The following is an 18,346-nucleotide window of genomic DNA, read 5'->3' on the forward strand; positions in this document are numbered from 1 at the left end:
GCGAGAAGGAATAACGTACCTTGAACTGACCTTTTGGGCCTGCGGGGAGCGGGCCTGTGACAAGGAGATCATAAAATTGGAAAAGTTTGTTATTACGGGCGGTAAGCCCCTGCACGGCGAAGTCATCATCTCCGGCGCGAAGAATGCGGCTGTGGGCATCCTGCCCGCTACCATTCTGGCAGCGGACGTCTGCGTCATCGAGAACCTGCCGGACATCAGCGATGTGGCGGTGAGCCTCAAGATCCTCAGCGTGCTGGGCGCTAAGGTCCGGATGCTGAACAAGAACACCTACGAGATCGACACCACCCATCTGACCGGCACCAACGTCCCCGACGACCTGTCCCGCCAGATGCGCGCCAGCTACTATTTCCTCGGCGCACTGCTGTCCCGCTTCGGCAAGGCCGAGGTGGCCATGCCCGGCGGCTGCAACCTCGGCCCCCGCCCCATCGACCAGCACCTGAAGGTGTTCAGCGCTCTGGGCGCAGAGGACAGCGTGGACTACGGCATGATCACCGTCCACGCCGACGAGCTGAACGGCGCTCATATCTTCTTTGATAAGGTGAGCGTGGGCGCTACCATGAACGGTATGCTCTCCGCTGTCATGGCCAAGGGTCAGACCATTCTGGAAAACTGTGCCAAGGAGCCCCATGTGGTCGATCTGGCCAACTTCCTGAATATGTGCGGCGCTGATGTGCGCGGTGCAGGCACCGATGTCATCAAGGTGCGCGGCGTCGAGCAGATGCACGGCTGCACCTACAGCATCATCCCCGACCAGATCGAGGCCGGCAGCTACATGGTGGCTGCTGCAGCCACCGGCGGCGATGTGCTGGTGAAGAACGTCACCCCCAAGCACCTCGAGCCTATCACCGCAAAGCTCCGCCGTGCGGGCATTGAGGTGGAGGAGTTTGACGATGCTGTGCGGGTTCGCCGCACCGGCGACATCCTGCCCCTCAAGATCAACACCATGCCCCACCCGGGCTTCCCCACCGATATGCAGCCCCTGATGGGCGTTCTGCTCAGCGTGGCAAAGGGGACTTCCACCGTCACCGAGAGCGTGTGGGACAACCGCTTCCGTTATGTGGACGAGCTGCGCAAGATGGGCGCGAATGTCCAGGTGGACGGTCAGGTGGCCGTGTTCGAGGGCGTGGAGAAGCTTTCTCCCGCTCCGCTCCGCGCTTCCGACCTGCGCGCCGGTGCAGCGATGGTCGTTGCAGCCCTGATGGCCGACGGCACCAGCGAGATCGAGGAGATCGGCCATATCGAGCGCGGCTACGAGAACATCGTGGAGAAGCTGCGCGGCCTCGGTGCTGACATCAGGAAGGTGGAGCGGATGCCCGCTGCACTGGAACAGGCTCTGTAATTAGAAAAACCTCTCCGTCACGCCTGCGGCGTGCCATCTCCCCTGCCGAGGGGGAGGCATTGGCAGTCCGTCAGGTCCCTGCGTTTTTATGACTGCGCAGCAGACGGAGAGGTTTTATTTGTTGAGGTTTATCATGTCTGAATTCATCTCTCTTTATTCCGGTTCCTCCGGCAACAGCAGCGTCGTGCGCTGTGGGGAGCGGTATCTCATCGTGGATATGGGCAAAGGCGTCCGCACCACCGGCGCAGCCCTCAAGGCGCTGGAGCTGAACATCTCCGACTGCGACGGCATTCTTATCACCCATGAGCACAGCGACCATGTGAAGGGCCTTTCCACCTTCCTGAAAAAATATCCGCTGCCGGTGTACGGCGCAGAGGAAACGCTGGAATTTCTGGACGCAAACGGGGTCGTTCCTGCCAGCTGCGACCTGACGGCCCTGACGCTGGGCAGGGAAGAGGACATCGGTGTCTTTGGGGTCAAAGCTTTCCCCACCAGCCACGACGTCCCCTGTGTGGGCTACCGCATCCACACCCCCGACGAGAAGACCATGACCATCGCCACCGACCTCGGTGTGCTGACGCCTGCTGTACATGAAGCCCTTTCCGGCTGCGACCTTGTGGCCCTCGAGAGCAACTACGACCTGCACATGCTCCGCAGCGGGCCGTACCCCTACTATCTGCGCGCCCGCATCGAGTCGGTCCGGGGCCACCTCTCCAACGATGAGTGCGCGGCAAAGCTGCTGGAACTCATCCAGGAGGGCTGCAAGAAGTTTGCCCTCTGTCACCTCTCGCAGGAGAACAACACCCCTATGCTGGCGCTGCAGACCGTCTTTTCCACCCTCGGTGCGGCGGGCGTCGTGCCGGATAAGGATTGTATCGTCCAGACCCAGCGGCGGAACGAAGTGAGCCCCGCGCTGGCGTTCTGACACTATAAAACCAGAGCAGGAAAAGGAGAAGAGCCTATGTCGTACATCATGGCGCTGGACGCCGGAACCACCTCGAACCGCTGCATCCTGTTCAATAAGGCAGGCGAGATCTGCAGCGTCGCGCAGAAGGAATTTGCCCAGTATTACCCGAGACCCGGCTGGGTGGAGCACGACGCCAATGAGATCTGGGCCACCCAGCTGGGCGTGGCCCTCTCGGCCATGAACAAGGTCGGTGCCCGAGCCGAGGACATCGCCGCCATCGGCATCACCAACCAGCGGGAGACCACCATCGTCTGGGACAAGGAGACCGGGGAGCCCATCTGCCACGCCATCGTCTGGCAATGCCGCCGCACCAGCGAATACTGCGACGAGCTGAAGGCCCGGGGCCTGACGGAGAAATTCCGGCAGAAGACCGGCCTCATCATCGACGCCTATTTCTCGGCTACTAAGCTCAAGTGGATACTGGATCATATCCCCGGCGCCCGCGAAAGGGCCGAGCGGGGAGAACTGCTCTTTGGCACCGTGGAGACCTGGCTCATCTGGAAGCTGACCTGCGGAAAACTGCATGTCACCGACTATACCAACGCCAGCCGCACCATGATGTTCAACATCCACACGCTGGAATGGGACGATGAGATCCTGCAGGAGCTGAACATCCCGAAATGTATGCTCCCGAAGCCGGTGCCGTCCAGCGGTTTTTATGAGTACGCTGACCCGATGCACTTCGGCGGCGAGATAAAAATTGCCGGTGCGGCAGGCGACCAGCAGGCGGCCCTCTTCGGCCAGACCTGCTTTGCTTCGGGCGAGGCGAAAAACACCTTCGGCACCGGCGGCTTCCTGCTCATGAACACCGGTGAGACGCCGGTCACATCCCGGAACGGTCTTGTCACCACCATCGCCTGCGGCCCCGACGGCAGGGTGAATTATGCGCTGGAAGGCTCTATTTTCGTGGCCGGTGCGGCCATCCAGTGGCTCCGCGATGAGCTGCGCCTGCTGGAAGAGGCCCGCGACTCCGAGTATATGGCCCAGAAGGTCAAGGACACCAACGGCTGTTACGTCGTGCCGGCCTTCACCGGCCTCGGCGCGCCCCACTGGGACCAGTACGCCCGCGGCACCATCGTGGGCCTCACCCGGGGCTGCAACAAGTACCACATCATCCGCGCCACGCTGGACAGCATCTGCTATCAGGTCAACGACGTCCTCCGCGCCATGGCGGCGGACTCCGGCATCGCCATGAAGTCTCTCCGGGTGGACGGCGGCGCGTCGGCCAACAACTACCTCATGCAGACCATGGCCGACATCAGCGACCTCGAAGTCAAGCGCCCCCGCTGTGTGGAAACGACGGCGCTGGGCGCGGCCTATCTGGCCGGCCTCGCCGTAGGCTACTGGCAGTCTGCCGAGGACATCACCCGCAACTGGTCGGTGGACCGCGTGTTCCGCCCGGCCATCTCGGAAGAGGAACGCACCAAGCGCATCAAGGGCTGGAATAAGGCTGTCCGCTGCGCCTATCACTGGGCCAGGGACGAAGAGGAATAAGAAGAAAAATAAAACGGCCGGAGTTGCCTGACGAGTAACTCCGACCGTTTTTTGTTATTGGGCAGCTTGAGCGAGGGAAAATCACGGCTTGCAGAGAACACGACGCTCCGACGAGCTGTGGTTTGAATTTATATCATCTTAAAGTATCCCTTTTCAGGAGTCGATCTCGCCCTTGGAAAGTGCGATGACACACTCCACATGCCGGGTTCGTGGAAAAAGGTCCACCGGCTGCACCTTCTCCGCATGATACCCATGCTCTTCGAGCCATGCGGCATCTCTTGCGGCGGTGGAGGGGTTGCAGCTGACGTAGACCACCCGGCGGGGGGACATCTGGACGACGGCGGAAAGGGTCGTTTCGTCGCAGCCCTTGCGGGGCGGGTCGAGCATGATGACATCAGGACGCAGGCCCTCAGCGGCGAGGCGGGCCGCAGCCTGACCGGCGTCGGCGCAGAAGAAGCGGCTCTTGGCGGCGACGGCGTCGCCCATCCGGGCGGCGTTGGCCTTGGCGCTGTCAATGGCCTCAGGCACGATCTCCACGCCGATGAGCTCCCGGCAGCGGTCGGCCATGGAGAGACCGATGGTACCCATGCCGCAGTAGAGGTCGAGCAGAACGTCCGAGGACTCCAGCTGGGCGTACTCGGCAGCGATGCCGTAGAGCCGCTCAGCGGCCAGTGTGTTGACCTGATAAAAGGAGAGGGGGCCGAGCCGGACCGGCACACCGCAAAGAGTATCCTCGATATAGCCCGGGCCGTAGAGGGAGATGGTCTCCTCGCCGAGGATGACGTTGGTCTTCTTGGCGTTGACATTGATGAGGACGGACGCAATATCGCTGAACTGCTCCCGCAGCGCGGTCACGAGCTCCTCGCTGTGGGGGAACTTCGGGCGGGTGCAGACGAGGCAGACCATGATCTGGCCGCTGTGTGCACCCCGGCGCAGGAAGATATGCCGAACAAGGCCCTTGCCGCTCTCCTCATCGTAGGGCTGGATGCCATGGGCGGCGAAGAAGCTGCAGAGCGCGTTGCCGATGTCGTTCAGGACGCTGGGCTGTAATCTGCAATCGGGGCAGGGGACGATGCGGTGGGTGCGGCCGGCGTAAAAGCCGATGCAGGGCGCGCCGTTTTTGTCGCGGCCCACCGGGAACTGTACCTTGTTGCGGTAGCGGTCCACCTCGGGGGAGGGAAGGGCATCCAGCACCGGCACATCCAGTCCGCCGATGCGGCGGAAGGCGTCGGCGACGCTTTCCTGCTTGGACCGCAGCTCGGCGGCGTAGTCCATGTGCCGCAGGCTGCAGCCGCCGCAGGGGCCGGCGACAGCACAGTCCACCGGGATGCGGTCAGGCGAAGGGGTGAGCAGTTTGTCCAGGATGCCGAAGGCATACCGGCCGCAGTCCTTGACGATACGCACCTGAGCCTCATCGCCGGGGGCAGTACCCGGGACGAAGACGGCCTCGCCCTCCGGCGAGTGGGCAACGCCGCTGCCGTCGCTGGAAAGACGCTCGATGCGGAGGGTGAGAAGCTGGTTTTTCTGTAAGGGCATGGGATGATCTCTCCTTATGTCTCGTCAGGGGCGGGCTGGACGTCTGCGTCAGCCTGCGAAGTCATATACTTGCTGGGCGGCACACCTTTGGCGCGCTTGAACACCCGCGAAAAATAGAACTGGTCGAGGAAGCCCACCGATGCCGCCACCTCGGCGATGGACAGTGTGCCGCTGCGCAGCAGCTTGCAGGCTTCGTTGACCCGGTATTCGGTCAGATAGTCGATGGGGCTCTTGCCCACATTGAGCATGAACACCCGGTACAGATGGCTCCGGGAGACGCCGACGCTCTTGGCAACATCGTCGATGGAGATGTCGTGGGAGTAGTTGAACTGGATGTACTTGATGGCGTTCAGGACATACTGGCTGGAAGAAGAGGTGCTGTGAGGGCGGCTCTCACTGGTCTCCCGCATCAGGGCGGCGATGAAGAGGTAGAGATAGCCCACCATCGCGGCCTCGTCCTGGGGCTGCAGGCCGCGGGAAGAGTAGATGCTGCTCAGGGCCGCCCGCATCCTCTCCAGGTCCTGGGTGTGGTGGACGGGGGCAGCGTCGGTGAAAGGCAGCTGCGCCGCAAGCTTGTGGGCGCAGGCACCGTTGAAGCCGACCCAGCTGTACTCCCACGGCTGGGCCTCGTCGGCAGTATAGCGGATGAGCTGGCTGGGGCGGGCAAAGAACAGATCGCCCGGCACGACCTCGTAGGTGCGCCCGCCGACCTCGAACACGCCCTTGCCCGAGACGACCAGATGGATAAGGTAGTGGTCCCGGATGCCGGGACCCCAGGTCTGCCCCGGAGCACAGCGCTCCAGACCGCAGTTGAAGATGGACAGCTCGATGTTGTTGGTGTAGTTCTGCTTGAACGACTGCTTGTAGACGTCTGCCATTGCGGTTTCCTCCTGCCTGTTGGCTCTATAGCCTGAGTATACCACATCTGCCCCCGCAAATTCAACAAAAGTACATCTTATTCTTTGGGCTGGACACCGAAAATTACTTTTTTTGCGGGTTGAAATTGCAAAATGGCAGCGGATGCATTACAATAGCGGTAACAAACCGAACATTGCAGAGAGTGCAGGGAGGGGTTCTGGATGGCAACCAGCAGGCAGCTCAGAGAACAGATCGCAGCAGGGAGGTGGGACGCCGCGCTGGCCGCGCTCTACGGCGGCAGCGAGGAGGTCCTGGCCCGCCAGCGCAGCCGTTATGGTGCGGCCCTCGAACAGTTTGAGCTTTACTATGGGCCGGGGCGGCAGGTGCAGGTCTATTCGGCCCCGGGCCGCACAGAGCTTGGCGGCAACCACACCGACCACCAGCACGGTTACGGTCTTGCGGGTGCGGTCACGCTGGACCTTGTGGCGGTGGCATCCCGGAACGAGGATGGCTTCATCCGGGTCAAGTCCCGTGGCTTCAACAAGCTGGACGTCATTGATTTGACCGAAGCGGAGCCGCAGCAGGGGGAGAGCACCCATTCGGCCAGCCTCATCCGGGGCATCGCGGAGGGCTTCCGGGCAAAGGGCTGCGATGTGGGCGGCTTCGATGCCTACACGGCCAGCGATGTGCTGCGGGGTTCGGGACTGTCCAGCTCAGCAGCCTTTGAGATGGGCGTGGCCATGATCCTCAACACGGAATACGGCTGCGGCCTGGACGCCCCTGCGCTGGCCCGCATCTGCCAGTTTGCGGAGAATACCTACTTCGGCAAGCCCAGCGGTCTGCTGGACCAGCTGACCAGCGCCGTGGGCGGTGTGCTCTTTGCGGATTTCGCCGACCCGACGGCACCGAAGATCGAGAAGATCCATGCCGACGGCGTCCTGCCCGAGGGCATGACCCTCTGCGTCACCGATACCCGCGCCAGCCACAGCGAGCTGACCGGCGAGTTCGCGGCCATCCGGAACGAGATGGAGGCCGTGGCAGCCTGTCTGGGCGGCAAGGTGCTGGGCGAGGTGGACGAGAAACGCTTCTGGCAGGAGCTGCCCCGCCTGCGGGAACAATGCGGCGACCGCGCCGTGCTGCGTGCCATCCACTATTTTGAGGAGAATGCCCGTACCCTTGCCCAGAGAGCTGCTCTTGCGGCGGGAGACTTTGCCGCCTTTGCCCGGCTGGTGGAGAAGAGCGGCCACTCGTCCTTTGAGTGTTGCCAGAATGTCTACTGCGCTTCTTCGCCGAAGCATCAGGGGCTGTCGGCGGCGTTGGCCATCAGCCAGAGCATCCTTGCAGGCACCGGCGGTGCATGGCGGATGCAGGGCGGCGGCTTTGCCGGAACGATCCAGGCTTTTGTACCGGATGCGCTGGTAAAGCGCTACTGCGCTGCGATGGAAGCACTGTTCGGCCCGGGCTGCTGCTATCTGCTCTCGCTGCGGGAGCAGGGAGCCGTGCGGGTCATGTAAAACACAAAAAGAATGCCCTGCGGCACGGTGAGAGTCCACCGCCGCAGGGCATTCTTTTGTTTTTAGAAAGGTCAGCCGCGCTGAGACTTTGCGTCTGCACGCAGAGCGCTCATATCGTTTTTGTAGGTCTGAAGGTCTTCTGCAGCCTTGCTCGGTCCGCCGAAGATGAAGGTGTGGACGCCTTCCACGGCATTGAAGCCGGCCTTGACCACATTGAACAGCAGCTTCGGAATGAACGAGATGGAGAGAGAGAGCAGTCCACCCCTAAAGAAGAAATCAGTGAAACGGAGATGGTCCGTAAATGAGGTCCATGCGTCACGAAATGCGCCGCCGCCGCCAAGAAGGGCTTTTTCTCCGTCCGTTACAACAGCATAGGAAGAAGGCATCTGGATGCGTTTCATAAACGACTCCTTTCTATCACTCCGTCAAATCAAACAGACTCAGGCAGCTGCAGCCACGATGGGGTCGGTGATGCCGGCATCCTGCTGCTGGGACGCGGCAATATTTGCCTTGGTCTGGGCGTAAGCATTCTTGAGCTCGATGAAGATGGACTTGACCGTGTTATAGATCTGGATCGCCTGCATTGCGCCGTCCCAGCCAGCGAGAGCGCCGACCGCCACAGTGGCAGCTTTGCCGGCCTTGTTCTGGCCGTCCCAGTAATAGGAGACCGACTGGGACAGGGTCAGGCCGTCCTCGTGCATCAGAAGCAGCCCGCCCACAGCCGCCGTAAGGGCAGCTTTGCCCATCAGCTGGGCGAAGTTGACCGTGAAGTTCACAGCGGCAGTGAGGAGGTTCTCGGGGTGAAATTCGATGAGGTAAGAACCGATCTGAAGGGCACCGCCGTCGATGTAGGTCATCTCGTCGGCAGAGATGACGGCATAAGCAGCCGGCATCATCGGACTCTGATATGTAAGTTCCATAGGGGAATGCTCCTTTCACACATACGCTCCGCCGGAGACGGAGACTAAACTATCTGGATTATAGCATAACTGCCGAAAAACAACAAGAGAGCGCAGAAACAGAATCGGAACGGGATTTGGGACGCCAAAGCACAAAAATCAAGCGAAACGGACGGAAAAACGCTAAAATATAAAGGGAATGCCCCGGAAAAGGCTCCGAAAAAATGTTGTGTTAAAATTTCGGCAAAAGGCGCGGAAAACAGCAGCGCCCCGGCTGCTGTCCGGTGAGGGAACGGCAGGCAGGGCGCTGCTGCTATCAGGATGAATCGGAGAAAAATAGGGAAAACTTAAAGTTCTTCGCCCGGCACACGGTGGTACAGCGCGGTCAGCTCAGCGATGTGAGCGCTGAGGGCCGGGGTGAGCGGCTGGGTGAGCCGCCACTGCCAGTTGGCACCCTGGGTGCTGGGGGTATTGATGCGGGCCTCAGCGTCCAGATGGAGCCAGTCGGCCAGCGGGATGACAGCCATGTCCGACACGCAGGAAAGGCAGGCGCAGATCATAGCCTCAGTGAGGTCTTCGGGTGCGCAGCGCAGGTAGCGGCAGGCATAGGCCACATCCTCGGCGCTGGCGCTCTGACGCCAGCCCTCGGCGGTCACGTTGTCGTGGGTGCCGGTGTAGACCACGCTGTTGCGGGGGTAGGTGTAGGGCAGGTAGTTGCCCGGTTCGCGGCTGTCGAAGGCGAACTGCATGATCTTCATGCCCGGGTAGCCGCTTGCGGCCAGCATGGCCTTGACCTCGGGGGTCAGATAGCCCAGGTCCTCGGCGATGATGCCGCCCTCGCCCAGCGCCTTGTGCATGGCGTCGATGAAGGCGCGGTCAGGGCCTTTCTCCCAGTGACCGCCCGCAGCGGTCTTGTTCCCGGCGGGGATGGAGTAGTAGCTCTCGAAGCCCCGGAAATGGTCGATGCGGACGACGTCGTAGATGGAAGTGGCGTGTTTGATGCGCTGCTTCCACCAGCGGAAGTCTTCGGCCTCGTGGCGGGGCCAGTCGTAGAGCGGGTTGCCCCAGAGCTGACCGTCGGCGGCAAAGGCGTCGGGGGGACATCCGGCAACGCTGGTCAGGTGGACGGCGCCGTCGGTCTGGAACAGCTCCGGGTGAGTCCAGAGGTCGCTGGAATCGGGGCTGACGTAGATGGGGATGTCGCCCACCAGCTGGATGCCGTGGCTGTTGGCGTAGGTCTTGAGGGCGTTCCACTGGGTGTAGAAGAAGAACTGCACGGCCTTGTAGTAGTCCACCTCGGCGGCCAGCCGCTCCTTGGCGGCGGCGAGGGCCGCAGGCTCCCGGGTGCGCAGGTCGTCGGGCCAGTCGGCGAGACCGGCCTGCCCCTGCTCGGCCTTGACGGCCATGAAGAGGGCATAGTCCTCGAGCCAGCCGCTCTGGGCTTCACAGAAAGCCTCATAGGCCGGGGTAGGGGAAGCCAGCAGCCGGTCGGCCGCTTTATGGAGCACCACAGGCCGCTGCTGGTAGAGCGTGCCGTAATCGACGGGACCCACCGGCTGGGGCGCGGGCAGCTCAGCCTCGGTGAGGAGGCCGTCCGCTGCCAGCAGACGGAAATCGATAAAGTAGGGGTTGCCGGCAAAGGCAGAAAAGCTCTGGTAGGGGCTGTCCCCGTAGCCCGTAGGGCCGATGGGGAGTATCTGCCAGTAGGTCTGCTTTGCAGCCGCAAGGAAATCGACGAAGGCAAAGGCTTCATTTCCCAGCGTGCCGATGCCGTAAGGACCCGGCAGGCTGAAGACGGGCATCAGAATGCCGCTTGCACGCATGGCTGGAACCTCCTTGTTTTAACCTTTGACAGCGCCTGCCACGACACCCTCGATGATGTACTTCTGGCAGGTCATGTAAAGGATGATGATGGGGATGATGGCGATGATGATGCAGGCCATCATGGGGGCCAGCTCGACGCGGCCATAGCCGCCGCGGAAATACTGAATGGCCATGGGGATGGTACGGTACTTCTTGATGTCCAGCACCAGCGTGGGCAGCAGGTAGTCGTTCCAGACCCACATCGTCTCAAGGATGGCGGTGGAGATCATGGTGGGCTTGAGGATGGGGAAGACGACCTTGAAGAAGATCTGGATCGGGTTGCAGCCGTCGATCATGGCAGCCTCTTCGATCTCGATGGGGACGCTCTTCATGAAGCCGGTGAACATGAATACGGCCAGACCGGCACCGAAGCCCAGATAGATGATGCAGATGTTCCAGGGGGTGTTCAGGTTGAGGGTGTCGGCGGTCTTGGACAGGGTGAACATGACCATCTGGAAGGGGACGACCATGGAGAAGACGATGAGCAGATTCATGAACTTGCTCAGCTTGTTGTTCACGCGGGTAAGGTACCAGCCGGTCATGGAGCAGCACAGCAGGATGAGGGCCACGCTGGACACGGTGATGACGAGGCTGTAGCCCAGGCTGGACAGAAAGCCCATCTTGGTGACGCCGTAGATGTAGTTGCTGAGGCCCGCGAAGGTCTCAGCCGTAGGCAGCTTGAAGACGGTGGAAGTGGTGAAGGTGCCTTCAATTTTCAGGCTGTTCTGCAAGATCAGGACGATGGGGTAGATCCAGAGCAGGCACAGCAGGCTCATGATGACAGTGAGGATGTTGTCCCACATTTTTTTATCTTTCGGCATTACTGCTGCACCTCCTTGGAGCGGGTAAACTTGAGCTGGATGAGCGAGATGACCACGACGATGAGGAAGAACACCGCAGCCTTTGCCTGGCCGATGCCCTTCCACTGAGCGCCGGAGCGGCCATAGAAGGTGTTGTAGATGTTCAGGGCCAGCATCTCACTGGCGTTGGCAGGCTCACCGGCGGTCAGGGCCACGTTCTGGTCGAACAGCTTGAAGCTGTTGGTCAGGGTGAGGAAGGTGCAGATGGTGACGCTGGGCATGACCATCGGGATCTTGATCTTGAACAGGATCTCACGGTCATTTGCGCCGTCGATCTTCGCAGCCTCGATGAGGTCGCCGGGGACGCTCTGCAGGCCCGCGACGTAGATGATCATCATGTAGCCGATCTGCTGCCAGCACATCAGGATGACCAGACCGACGAAACCGGCCTTGGCGTCCAGCGCCAGCAGAGGCCTCTGCAGGTTGGCCAGCACACCGTTGAGCAGGATCTGCCAGATGTAGCCCAGCAGGATGCCGCCGATAAGGTTCGGCATGAAGTAGACGGTGCGGAAGATGTTGGTGCCGCGGATGCCGCGGGTGAGCACCAGCGCGATGGCGAAGGCGCACACATTGATGAGCACGGTGCTTACCACCGTAAAGGCAGCGGTGAACCCAAAGGCGTGGAGGAAGGTCTCGTCCGAAAAGACGTTGATGTAGTTCTGCAGGCCCACGAAGGTGGTTTTGCTCACGGTGGTGAAACGCTGGAAGGAAAGATAGATGCCCCAGATGAAGGGCCAGATGAAGCCGATGATGAACGCCAGCAGGGTGGGCAGTACGAACACCGGCCAATATTTACTGATGGCCTTTTGCATGATATACCTCCTGAAAAAGAAGGAGAGGCGGGCGAACACATCGCCCGCCTCCCCGTTATCCAGCTATTGCGGAAGAAAGGGAACGCTTAGCCGTTGGCCAGCTTGTACTCCTTGGCCCAGCCGTCCACAAAGGCGGTGACCACATCGTCCCAGCTGCCGGTGCCTGCTGCATAAGCAGTCAGTGCAGAGCCGACGCCGTTCTTCCACTCCTCGGAAGGCATGGTGGAGAAGCACCAGTCAACGCTGGTCTTGCCCTCAGCAACGTAATCGTTGGCGATGGCGATGAGGGGGTTGGTAGAGTCCTTAGCGGCCTTGAAGGGGATGACGAAGCCCATCTTGTCAGCCATCGCGCTGGTGCCGGCCTCAGAGGTGACACACCAGTACAGGAAGTCCAGAGTAGCCTGGATGTCCTCATCGGAGGAGGTGTTGTTGACGCACCAGAAGTTCTCGGAGCCGGTGCACAGGCCCTGGTTCTCCTCGCCCTCAGCGCCGATGTAGATGGGCAGCATACCCAGGTTGTCGTCGCCCAGATCCTTCACGTCATTGTAAGCCCAGGTGCCGTTCTGGTAGAAGACGGCCTTCTTGCCCACGAACTCAGCCACGGCGTCGTTGCCGGTCTTGGAAGCCAGCAGCTTGGGGTCGCAGGTAGAGTCGGTGATGTACAGGTCCCAGATCTTCTTGTAGTTGTCGAGGTAGGTGCCCTTGATGGCGTCGGTGGAGCCGATGCCGTCAGCCTTGTACTCGTAGTAGATGGGCAGGTTTGCCAGATGGGTCTTGAAGCGCCAGTCGGAAGAACCGTCCATGCCGGCGGAGGTGAAAGCACCATCAACGCCCAGCTCAGCCTTGCGGGCCTGAATGTCGTCGGCGACCTTCTTCAGGTCATCGAAGCCCTTGATGTCGTCCTGAGTGTAGCCGGCGGCGGTCAGCAGCTCCTTGTTGTAGATGATGCCGTAGGTCTCGATGACATAAGCGATACTGGTAACGGCGTCGCCATCCTTCAGTGCAAAGGAGTCGCTGGTCAGCTCGCCGTACAGCTTGCTGTCGGAGAGGTCCAGGCAGTAATCTTTCCAGTTTGCCAGACCCACAGGGCCGTTGACCTGGAACAGGGTGGGAGCCTCGCTCTTCTCCATCTCGCTCATCAGGGTGGTCTCGTACTGGCCGGAAGCAGCGGTGACAACGGTCACAGGCACGCCGGTCTCCTTGGTGTACTCAGCGGCCAGATCCTGCCAATCCTGATCCTGCTCGGGCTTGAAGTTCAGGTAGTAGACCTTGCCGGCAGCTGCGGGAGCGGCAGAAGCTGCGGTAGAACTGGCGGTGGAAGCAGCGGTGCTGCTGGAGGAACCACCGCAGGCAGCCAGACCGAGGGCGGCAGCAGAAGCGCCGGCGACTTTCAGGAAATTACGACGAGAGATCATTTTTTTCATAATTGTTCTCCTTCTTCATCATGTGATATACACATTCCGCCTGGTAGCGGAAATGAGACGAAATAAATCAGACAGCCCTTACGCTCTCACCGACCTGCAGCTCAGGCTGGAGGGTGATCTTCTGGGCCGGGGCGCCATGCTCGATCTGCCGCACCAGCAGCTCGATGCTCTGGAGCGCGATCTGCTCGCCGGGCTGGACGATGGTGGTCATCACCGGCACGCAGTAGCGGGACATCGAGATGCCGTCGAAGCCGATGACCGATACATCTTCCGGCACCCGGAACCCGGCGCTCACCAGCGCCCGGATGGCACCGAAAGCGATGACATCGCTCATGGCGAACAGGGCGGTGAACTCGGCCCGGCGGGCCAGCAGGCTGTTCATGGCGTGGTAGGCAGACTCGAAATCGTAGTTGGACAGGCCGTAGAGCCGGTCGTCAAAGGTGAGCCCGGCATCCTCCATGGCATCCTGTGCGCCAAGGCGGCGCATCCGACTGGGGTAACTGGTGGTGGGGCCGCCGAGAACGGCTATCTTCCGGTGGCCCTGCGCGATGAGGTGGGAGACGGCGGTGCGGGCCGCAGCCCGGTCATCCACGCCCACCATCGAGAGGTTCGGGAAATCCAGTTCGTCGGAGACCAGCGTCGTCAGCACCGAGGGGACGGTGATGTTCGCAAAGCCCTGCTGGAAGTTCGCCACGCTGCCGCCGAGGAATATCATGCCTTTGGGCTTTATCTCCCGCAGGATCTTTTGGGCGGCGTCTATCTCGTTGGCATTCTCGTCCAGGTAGGAGACGATGCCGCTGTACCCGTAGAGGGTCGCGGCCCGCTGCAGCTGAACGAGGAAGTCCGAGAAGAAGAGGTTCCGGGTACCCTTGACCACAAAGACGAGGCTGCGGGACTGCTGGATCTTCAGCTGCCGGGCGTTGGTGTTCGGCACGAAGCCCGACTCCCGCATCATCTGGAGCACCTTTTCTTTCGTTTCGGGACGCACATCCGGCCGGTCATTGATGACGCGGGAGATGGTGCTGACGGAACAGCCGCTCAGACGGGCAATGTCTTTGATGGTCATGTTCGGCATTCCGGGAAGCACCTCTCTTTCGGTCGAAGTTCTGGTTTTTACTGAAATCGTGCGGGAACGATGTCGGGAACGGTTTCAGTGACTATAGTATGGCATAATTTGTGGAATAAATCAATAACCCTGAAACACTTTTGGCAGAATTGCATAACAAATCGACCCTCCTTTGTGCAGGTTGATTTGCCCACAGAGCGAAAAGCAAATTGATTTCCGGTAATTCCCGGTACGCGTCAGAACCTCCCGGGACGACCGTACTCTTTTGTAACTTTTAGAGCAAAAAAGCGCGTTCTCATGCAGGATGGATACAAGCTGAACCGACGGGCCGGAGCAAAAATAAGCCGAAAAAATCCCGGTATCCCTGCCGCCGGAGCGGAAAGGATACCGGGAATGAGATCTCTGGGGTTTACTCGGCGCGCAGGGCTTTGACGGGGTTGCACTTGGCTGCGCCGCGGGCCGGGATGATGCCGGCCAGAATGGTGAGCAGGGTAGCCAGTGCCACGAGGAAGAGGGCTGCATCCACGGGCAGGGAGGCAACGAGGGTCGAAGTGCCGGAGACTTTCTGGATGATGATGTTTCCGGGGATGAGCAGGATCTCGCTGAGGACGATGCCCATGACGCCCGAGCAGAGGCCGATGATGAAGGTCTCTGCGTTGAACACCTCGGAGACGTTCCGCTTGGAAGCGCCGATGGCGCGCAGGATGCCGATCTCCTTCCGGCGCTCGAGGACGCTGATATAGGTGATGACGCCAATCATGATGGAGGAGACGACCAACGAGATGGAGACGAAGGCCACCATCATGCTGCTGATCATGTCCACGATCTCGGTCACGCTGGTCATCAGGGTACCCACGAGGTCGGTGTACTGCACCATTTTTTCGTCTTCACCCTTTGCAGACATCCCGGCGTTGTAGGCATCCAGCTTTTCCAGGATGGTGGCCTTGCTGGCGAAGTCCTTCGGATAGATCTTAATCTGGCTGGGGGCGGCCTCGTCCGCGTAGCCGAAGGCCGTCAGGTTGGCCTCATAGGTGGCGGAAGAGGAGCGGAGGGTGGAGCGCATCAGCTCGGTCAGCTCAGAGGCGGTCATGTTGAGCTGGATGGCCTTCTGGAAAGCTGACGCGTCGATCTTGATGGCGTTCTCCATCTGGCTGCTCAGCTTGCCGATGTTCTGCTGGATGGCCGTCTTGAGCTGGGACTGTATCTGGTCCTGGAAGGTGACGATGCCCTTCTGAATGGCAGCGTCCAGCTGGCTTTTCAGCACCTCTGTGATCTGGTCGGAGTAGGTCTCCATCACGGTCTGGATGGTGGTCTGCAGAGCGCTCGAGAGCTGCCCCTGCAGCTTGTCCGGGTCAACGAGGTCTTTCATGGACTCGGCCATCAGCTTCTGGAACTGCTCCGACTTGAGGTAGGCAGAAAAGCTCCACTTCTTGAAGTTGAGGATGCCGTTGCCGATGATATATTTCTTATAGTCTTTGAACACCTTCTGCACGAGGTCCTGCAGAGCCTCCGGCGAGACGGAGAGGTCCAGCTCTGCAAAGGCGTCGCTGAGGTCGATGTCGGGCAGCTCGTCGATGTCGAGGGAAAAATCCGAGAAGTCGATGAGGCTGCTCAAATCGAAACTGCCGCTGCTGAGGTCGAAGGCACCGTTCAAATCGAAGTCGAGGGCATCGGCATCAAAAGAGAAGGCATTCTTGAGGGCGTTGGTGTCGATGGAGAAGAGGCTGGTCAAATCGAAGTCGCGGAGGCTCTCGGCCTTGCCGAAGCTCTCGCCGGTGAGGACGTTGGTGGCGGGGTCGGCCATCTGCTGTTTCACGATGTCGCTGTCGGCAGCGTCCTTCATGACCTTCTCGGTCAGGGAGGCGGGGTAGGCGATGCCGGAGGTGAGCATGGAAGCGGAGGCGGTGTAGTCCGGCTGGACGATGCCCACGATGGTGATGTCCTCGCCGTTCTCCACCAGCTGCTGCATATAGTCCTTGTCGTCGGCCTTGCTCTTCCAGATGCCGTAGGTGTCGTCGTAGACGTAGGTGTCGGCGCTGTTCACCAGCTTGAACTTCAGGCCCATCAGCTCGTCGTAGCTGTAGGTGCGGAAGTCGCTGGGGACATCGACGTTCTGGTTCTGGGCGAACTGCTGTATCATCTTGTCCAGCTCGGCGGAGTCCCGCAGACCCATGGAGTAGAGGGCGTAGTCGGTCACAGTGCCGTATTTGCTCAGCACGGCGACACATTCGGTGGGCTTTTCGGGCCAGCGGCCGGCCTTGACTTCGTACTGGGACTTATAAAGGTCACTGTTGGCGGGCAGCTGATAGAAAACGCTGGTGTTGCTGCCCATGCTGTTCATCAGGCTGCTGGTGACGGAGGTGGAGCCGGAACCCGAGCTTCCCAGACCCAGCATCGAGAGGGTGGAGTCCGGGTTGACCTGATGCACACTGCCGTCGGCGTCCTGCCGGTAGATCTGGGGCGAGACGCTGTAGGAATACTCGATGGAGGTGGCGTCATCCGCAATGGTGGACTCGTCGCTGTCGAGATATTTCTTTAAGGAAGTGAGGTCGTTGGACGTCAGGCCCGACACCATCTTGGTGATGAGCTGGCGGACCGAGACCATTCCCTCCACGCCGCCGGAGGTGTCCTTTTTGCCGTCCTCGTCGGTGGGCAGGCCGGTGGCTGTGGTGCCGCCGCTGCCGCCCGAGGACAAAAAGCTCGTGATGTCCACGCCGCTGCTCAGGATCTGCAGCGGGTATTCGCTCAGGGTGGAGCGCTCCATGTCGGCGATGTAGGCGTTGACGCCGGTGGACAGCGAGATGATGAGGGCGATGCCGATGATGCCGATGCTGCCCGCGAAGGCTGTGAGCAGGGTGCGGGCCTTTTTGGTGCGCAGGTTGTTGAAGCTCAGGGCCAGCGAGGTGAGCCACGACATGGACGAACGGCCCATGTTCTTATGGATGGGAGGGGCAAGCTTTGTGTCGTCCGGCTCGAAGGGGCGGGTATCGTCGGTGATAGCGCCGTCCCGCAGACGGACGATGCGGTTGGCATACTGCTCCGCCAGTTCGGGGTTGTGCGTGACCATGACCACGAGGCGGTCTTTTGCCACATCCTTCAGCAGCTCCATGACCTGGATGCTCGTCTCGCTGTCCAGTGCGCCGGTGGGCTCGTCGGCCAGCAGGATGTCGGGGTTGTTGACGAGGGCGCGGGCGATGGCCACGCGCTGCATCTGGCCGCCCGACATCTCGGTGGGGCGCTTGTGGAGCTGGTCCCCGAGGCCCACCTGCCGCAGCGCCTCGGCGGCACGGCGGCGGCGCTCAGCGCCCGATACGCCCGAGATGGTCAGGGCCAGTTCGACGTTGGCGAGGACGGTCTGGTGGGGGATGAGGTTATAGCTCTGGAACACGAAGCCGACGGTGTGGTTGCGGTAAGAGTCCCAGTCCCGGTCGGTGTAGCGGCGGGTGGAGATGCCGTTGATGATGAGCTCGCCGCTGTCGTAGCGGTCGAGGCCGCCGATGATGTTGAGCAGCGTGGTCTTGCCCGAGCCGCTGGGGCCGAGGATGGCGACAAATTCGCTGTCGCGCAGGTTGAGGCTGACCCCGTTGAGCGCTGCCTGTGTCAGATCGCCGGTGGTGTATTTCTTTTCGATATTGATAAGCTGAAGCATTGGCCTGCCTTTCCGGCAGCAGAACGGGGAAGTGTCTGCTGGCC

General features: G+C 60.9%; 14 protein-coding genes. 4 read left to right on the plus strand and 10 right to left on the minus strand.

Translation table 11 applies throughout. The features are described from left to right. Positions 1 to 76 precede the first annotated feature (76 nt). From F3G95_RS06390 to glpK, 3 genes are all read left to right on the plus strand, one after another. Positions 77 to 1,360: a UDP-N-acetylglucosamine 1-carboxyvinyltransferase gene (locus F3G95_RS06390; protein WP_149794277.1), complete on the plus strand. Its 1,284-nt coding sequence runs from the start codon at positions 77 to 79 to the stop codon at positions 1,358 to 1,360. A gap of 133 nt (positions 1,361 to 1,493) precedes the next feature. Then, positions 1,494 to 2,285, plus strand: coding sequence for an MBL fold metallo-hydrolase (locus F3G95_RS06395; protein ID WP_149794278.1), 792 nt, complete (start codon positions 1,494 to 1,496; stop codon positions 2,283 to 2,285). Between the two features lie 36 nt (positions 2,286 to 2,321). Continuing rightward, positions 2,322 to 3,821: a glycerol kinase GlpK gene (gene glpK, locus F3G95_RS06400; RefSeq protein WP_149794279.1), complete on the plus strand. Its 1,500-nt coding sequence runs from the start codon at positions 2,322 to 2,324 to the stop codon at positions 3,819 to 3,821. A gap of 153 nt (positions 3,822 to 3,974) precedes the next feature. On the opposite strand, the gene rlmD is transcribed toward glpK, so the two are convergent. Next, positions 3,975 to 5,357 carry a 23S rRNA (uracil(1939)-C(5))-methyltransferase RlmD gene (rlmD, locus tag F3G95_RS06405; RefSeq protein WP_149794280.1) on the minus strand — a complete coding sequence of 461 codons (1,383 nt, stop codon included), beginning with the start codon at positions 5,355 to 5,357 and terminating at the stop codon, positions 3,975 to 3,977. 14 nt (positions 5,358 to 5,371) lie between these two features. Further along, positions 5,372 to 6,235, minus strand: coding sequence for an AraC family transcriptional regulator (locus F3G95_RS06410; protein ID WP_149794281.1), 864 nt, complete (start codon positions 6,233 to 6,235; stop codon positions 5,372 to 5,374). Between the two features lie 201 nt (positions 6,236 to 6,436). On the opposite strand from F3G95_RS06410, the gene F3G95_RS06415 reads away from it, so the two are divergent. After that, positions 6,437 to 7,729 (plus strand): galactokinase family protein, encoded by a 1,293-nt coding sequence (locus F3G95_RS06415; RefSeq protein ID WP_149794282.1) that lies wholly within the window; start codon positions 6,437 to 6,439, stop codon positions 7,727 to 7,729. A 71-nt stretch (positions 7,730 to 7,800) separates the two neighbouring features. Here the strand turns inward: F3G95_RS06415 and F3G95_RS06420 are convergent, their stop codons facing one another. The 8 genes from F3G95_RS06420 to F3G95_RS06455 all read right to left on the minus strand — a co-directional run bounded on the left by F3G95_RS06420 (position 7,801) and on the right by F3G95_RS06455 (position 18,302). Continuing rightward, on the minus strand, positions 7,801 to 8,130 hold the full coding sequence (locus tag F3G95_RS06420) for a hypothetical protein (RefSeq protein ID WP_149794283.1): 330 nt from the start codon (positions 8,128 to 8,130) through the stop codon (positions 7,801 to 7,803). A 39-nt stretch (positions 8,131 to 8,169) separates the two neighbouring features. Next, positions 8,170 to 8,649, minus strand: a complete 480-nt coding sequence (locus F3G95_RS06425; RefSeq protein WP_149794284.1) for a hypothetical protein — start codon at positions 8,647 to 8,649, stop codon at positions 8,170 to 8,172. A 326-nt stretch (positions 8,650 to 8,975) separates the two neighbouring features. After that, positions 8,976 to 10,451: a 4-alpha-glucanotransferase gene (malQ, locus tag F3G95_RS06430; RefSeq protein ID WP_149794285.1), complete on the minus strand. Its 1,476-nt coding sequence runs from the start codon at positions 10,449 to 10,451 to the stop codon at positions 8,976 to 8,978. 18 nt (positions 10,452 to 10,469) lie between these two features. Continuing rightward, the gene (locus tag F3G95_RS06435; protein ID WP_149794286.1) at positions 10,470 to 11,312 is read right to left on the minus strand and encodes a carbohydrate ABC transporter permease; all 843 of its coding nucleotides are present in this window, start codon (positions 11,310 to 11,312) and stop codon (positions 10,470 to 10,472) included. Next, on the minus strand, positions 11,312 to 12,163 hold the full coding sequence (locus F3G95_RS06440) for a sugar ABC transporter permease (RefSeq protein WP_149794287.1): 852 nt from the start codon (positions 12,161 to 12,163) through the stop codon (positions 11,312 to 11,314). The genes F3G95_RS06435 and F3G95_RS06440 overlap by 1 nt, the downstream gene beginning before the upstream one ends. Positions 12,164 to 12,249: 86 nt before the next feature. Next, on the minus strand, positions 12,250 to 13,587 hold the full coding sequence (locus F3G95_RS06445; protein ID WP_149794288.1) for an ABC transporter substrate-binding protein: 1,338 nt from the start codon (positions 13,585 to 13,587) through the stop codon (positions 12,250 to 12,252). Between the two features lie 67 nt (positions 13,588 to 13,654). After that, a complete protein-coding gene (locus F3G95_RS06450; protein ID WP_149794289.1) occupies positions 13,655 to 14,662 on the minus strand; it encodes a LacI family DNA-binding transcriptional regulator in 1,008 nt (335 codons plus the stop codon). 400 nt (positions 14,663 to 15,062) lie between these two features. Then, entirely contained in the window at positions 15,063 to 18,302 is a 3,240-nt protein-coding gene (locus F3G95_RS06455) for an ABC transporter ATP-binding protein/permease (protein WP_149794290.1), read from the minus strand. Positions 18,303 to 18,346: the final 44 nt, after the last annotated feature.

Origin of the sequence: Faecalibacterium sp. Marseille-P9312 (genome assembly GCF_902497445.1) — a bacterium.
In the GTDB taxonomy this organism is placed as follows: Bacteria; Bacillota; Clostridia; order Oscillospirales; family Ruminococcaceae; genus Faecalibacterium; species Faecalibacterium longum.

Bases quoted from the DNA above. Each gene is read 5' to 3' on its own strand.
- F3G95_RS06395 (WP_149794278.1), top strand. From the start codon at position 1,494: ATGTCTGAATTCATCTCTCTTTATTCCGGTTCCTCCGGCAACAGCAGC.
- glpK (WP_149794279.1), top strand. From the start codon at position 2,322: ATGTCGTACATCATGGCGCTGGACGCCGGAACCACCTCGAACCGCTGC.
- rlmD (WP_149794280.1), bottom strand. From the start codon at position 5,357: ATGCCCTTACAGAAAAACCAGCTTCTCACCCTCCGCATCGAGCGTCTT.
- F3G95_RS06410 (WP_149794281.1), bottom strand. From the start codon at position 6,235: ATGGCAGACGTCTACAAGCAGTCGTTCAAGCAGAACTACACCAACAAC.
- F3G95_RS06415 (WP_149794282.1), top strand. From the start codon at position 6,437: ATGGCAACCAGCAGGCAGCTCAGAGAACAGATCGCAGCAGGGAGGTGG.
- F3G95_RS06420 (WP_149794283.1), bottom strand. From the start codon at position 8,130: ATGAAACGCATCCAGATGCCTTCTTCCTATGCTGTTGTAACGGACGGA.
- F3G95_RS06425 (WP_149794284.1), bottom strand. From the start codon at position 8,649: ATGGAACTTACATATCAGAGTCCGATGATGCCGGCTGCTTATGCCGTC.
- malQ (WP_149794285.1), bottom strand. From the start codon at position 10,451: ATGCGTGCAAGCGGCATTCTGATGCCCGTCTTCAGCCTGCCGGGTCCT.
- F3G95_RS06435 (WP_149794286.1), bottom strand. From the start codon at position 11,312: ATGCCGAAAGATAAAAAAATGTGGGACAACATCCTCACTGTCATCATG.
- F3G95_RS06440 (WP_149794287.1), bottom strand. From the start codon at position 12,163: ATGCAAAAGGCCATCAGTAAATATTGGCCGGTGTTCGTACTGCCCACC.
- F3G95_RS06445 (WP_149794288.1), bottom strand. From the start codon at position 13,587: ATGAAAAAAATGATCTCTCGTCGTAATTTCCTGAAAGTCGCCGGCGCT.
- F3G95_RS06450 (WP_149794289.1), bottom strand. From the start codon at position 14,662: ATGCCGAACATGACCATCAAAGACATTGCCCGTCTGAGCGGCTGTTCC.
- F3G95_RS06455 (WP_149794290.1), bottom strand. From the start codon at position 18,302: ATGCTTCAGCTTATCAATATCGAAAAGAAATACACCACCGGCGATCTG.